The sequence below is a fragment of the bacterium genome (assembly GCA_030654305.1).
Taxonomy (GTDB): Bacteria; Krumholzibacteriota; Krumholzibacteriia; order LZORAL124-64-63; family LZORAL124-64-63; genus PNOJ01.
Genome location: JAURXS010000421.1, coordinates 1 through 1840 on the forward strand (window position 1 = coordinate 1; position 1840 = coordinate 1840).

Consider the following 1840-nt stretch of genomic DNA (forward strand, 5'->3'; position numbering starts at 1 on the left):
GCAGGGTGTAGCGGCGCAGCATGGTTTCCAGCGCCCGCGTCGACACCGCGCCCGTGGGCAGGCGGAACGCGCCGTCGCGAAAACCCAGCCGCAACACCGGCGAAAGCTCCAGGTCTTCTTCCTTGCGCCGCTGCGACAGCAGCTGGCGCGGCTCGCGCGAGTCGAAGAGGCTGCCCCATTCCAGCGCCAGGATCTCGCGCTCCAGTTCGTCGGCCGTCATGCCGCTGGCGTACAGCCCGCCGATGATCGCGCCCATCGAGGTGCCGACGATCAGGTCCACCGGCACGCGCGCCGCCTCCAGCACCTTGAGCACGCCGACGTGGGAGAGACCGCGAGCGCCGCCGCCCGACAGCACGAGGCCGACGCGGGGCCGCGCGGGTGCGGTGGATGGGCCTGCTTCGGTGGCCAGGGCAGGCGCTGGCCAGAACCCGATCAGCAGGGCCAATGACAGACACAGGACGGCGAGCGGGCGCGTGGACAGCATGGCGGGGAGGGGCTTTCGCGGGGATTTGCGAAGTGTAGGCGCCTGTCACCAACTGGGCATCGCACTCCAGACGCCGCGCTGCAATCGTGTTACCTTGACGCCCTTTTCGGCGCACGGCCGCAACCCACCTCAGCACAAGCCCATGAGCGACATCCTCGTCCACACCGAAGTCGGCGTCACCACGCTGACCTTCAACCGCCCCGACAAAAAGAACTCCATCACCGCCGCGATGTACGCGGCGCTGGCCGACGCGCTGGAAGCCGCCGAGGCCGATCCGGCCGTGCGCTGCGTGCTGTTCCAGGGCAACGAGACCACCTTCAGCGCCGGCAACGACATCGGCGATTTCCTGAACAACCCGCCCGCTACGCAGGACTCGCCGGTGTTCCGTTTCCTGCGCGGCATCGCGCAGTTCAGCAAGCCCGCGCTCGCCGTGGTGTGTGGCCCGGCCGTGGGCATCGGCACCACGCTGCTGTTCCATTGCGACCTGGTCTACGCGGGCGACAACGCGGCGTTCTCCATGCCCTTCGTCAACCTCGGCCTGTGCCCCGAAGCGGCGTCGAGCCTGCTGGTGCCTCAGATGCTGGGTTACCACCGCGCGGCCGAGGCGCTGCTGCTGGGCGAGCCCTTCATGGCCGAGGCTGCGCTGGAGGTGGGCCTGGTCAACCGCGTGCTGCCGCCCATGGAGGCCGCGGGTTACGCGCAGGCTGTGGCCCGCAGGCTCGCGGCCAAGCCCATCAGCTCGCTGATCGAGACCAAGCGCCTGATGAAAAAAAGCCAGAGCCAGCTGGTGATGGCGCAGATGGCCGAAGAGGGCGTCAGCTTCGGCCGCATGCTCGGCGAGCCGGCCGCCAAAGAGGCCTTTGGTGCCTTCATGGAACGGCGCAAGCCGGACTTCTCGAAGGTCTGAGGCCCTAAGCGGGCGCTGATTCGACGATGCGCACCGCGAGCTGCCACAGCGCCAGCCGGTGCGCGGCGGCCAGCGCATCGACCGATGCGTCGGCCAGCGGGATGTGAACATCGGCCTGACCCAGCGCTGGCGCGGCGCCGTTCGGGCGGGAGTCGGTCAGCCACCAGCGCGCCTGCAGGCGCAGCGTCTGGCGCCCGGTGTCGGCCATCAGCGTGACGATCTCCGCCCGCAAGCGCCGGGCGGGGTTCACCCCGGGCGGCACGGGGGCTCGCCAGACCAGTCCCGGCCCGCGCAACACCGCCAGATCGGCCACCAGCAGGCGCGGAATGCTGTCGCGCAGCGGCTCCACCCAGCGGTGGCCGGTCAGCGGTTGCAGGCTGGCCGCGCCGCTGGCGACCACCAGGGTTTCGCGGTCCAGGGCTCCCGGCAACACCACCGTGCTGGCCACC

At 70.3% G+C, this 1840-nt stretch carries 3 protein-coding genes; 1 reads left to right on the top strand and 2 read right to left on the bottom strand.

The features are described 5' to 3' along the window. A partial coding sequence (locus tag Q7W29_12245; protein MDO9172587.1) for a patatin-like phospholipase family protein occupies positions 1–484 on the bottom strand: 484 nt, incomplete at its 3' end. A gap of 142 nt (positions 485–626) precedes the next feature. Between Q7W29_12245 and Q7W29_12250 the strand changes: the two genes are divergently transcribed. Beyond that, complete coding sequence (locus tag Q7W29_12250) at positions 627–1391, top strand: enoyl-CoA hydratase (protein MDO9172588.1); 765 nt, start codon at positions 627–629, stop codon at positions 1389–1391. 4 nt (positions 1392–1395) lie between these two features. On the opposite strand, the gene Q7W29_12255 is transcribed toward Q7W29_12250, so the two are convergent. Beyond that, positions 1396–1840 (bottom strand): ABC-type transport auxiliary lipoprotein family protein (locus tag Q7W29_12255; GenBank protein ID MDO9172589.1); only part of this gene is annotated, 445 nt, incomplete at its 5' end.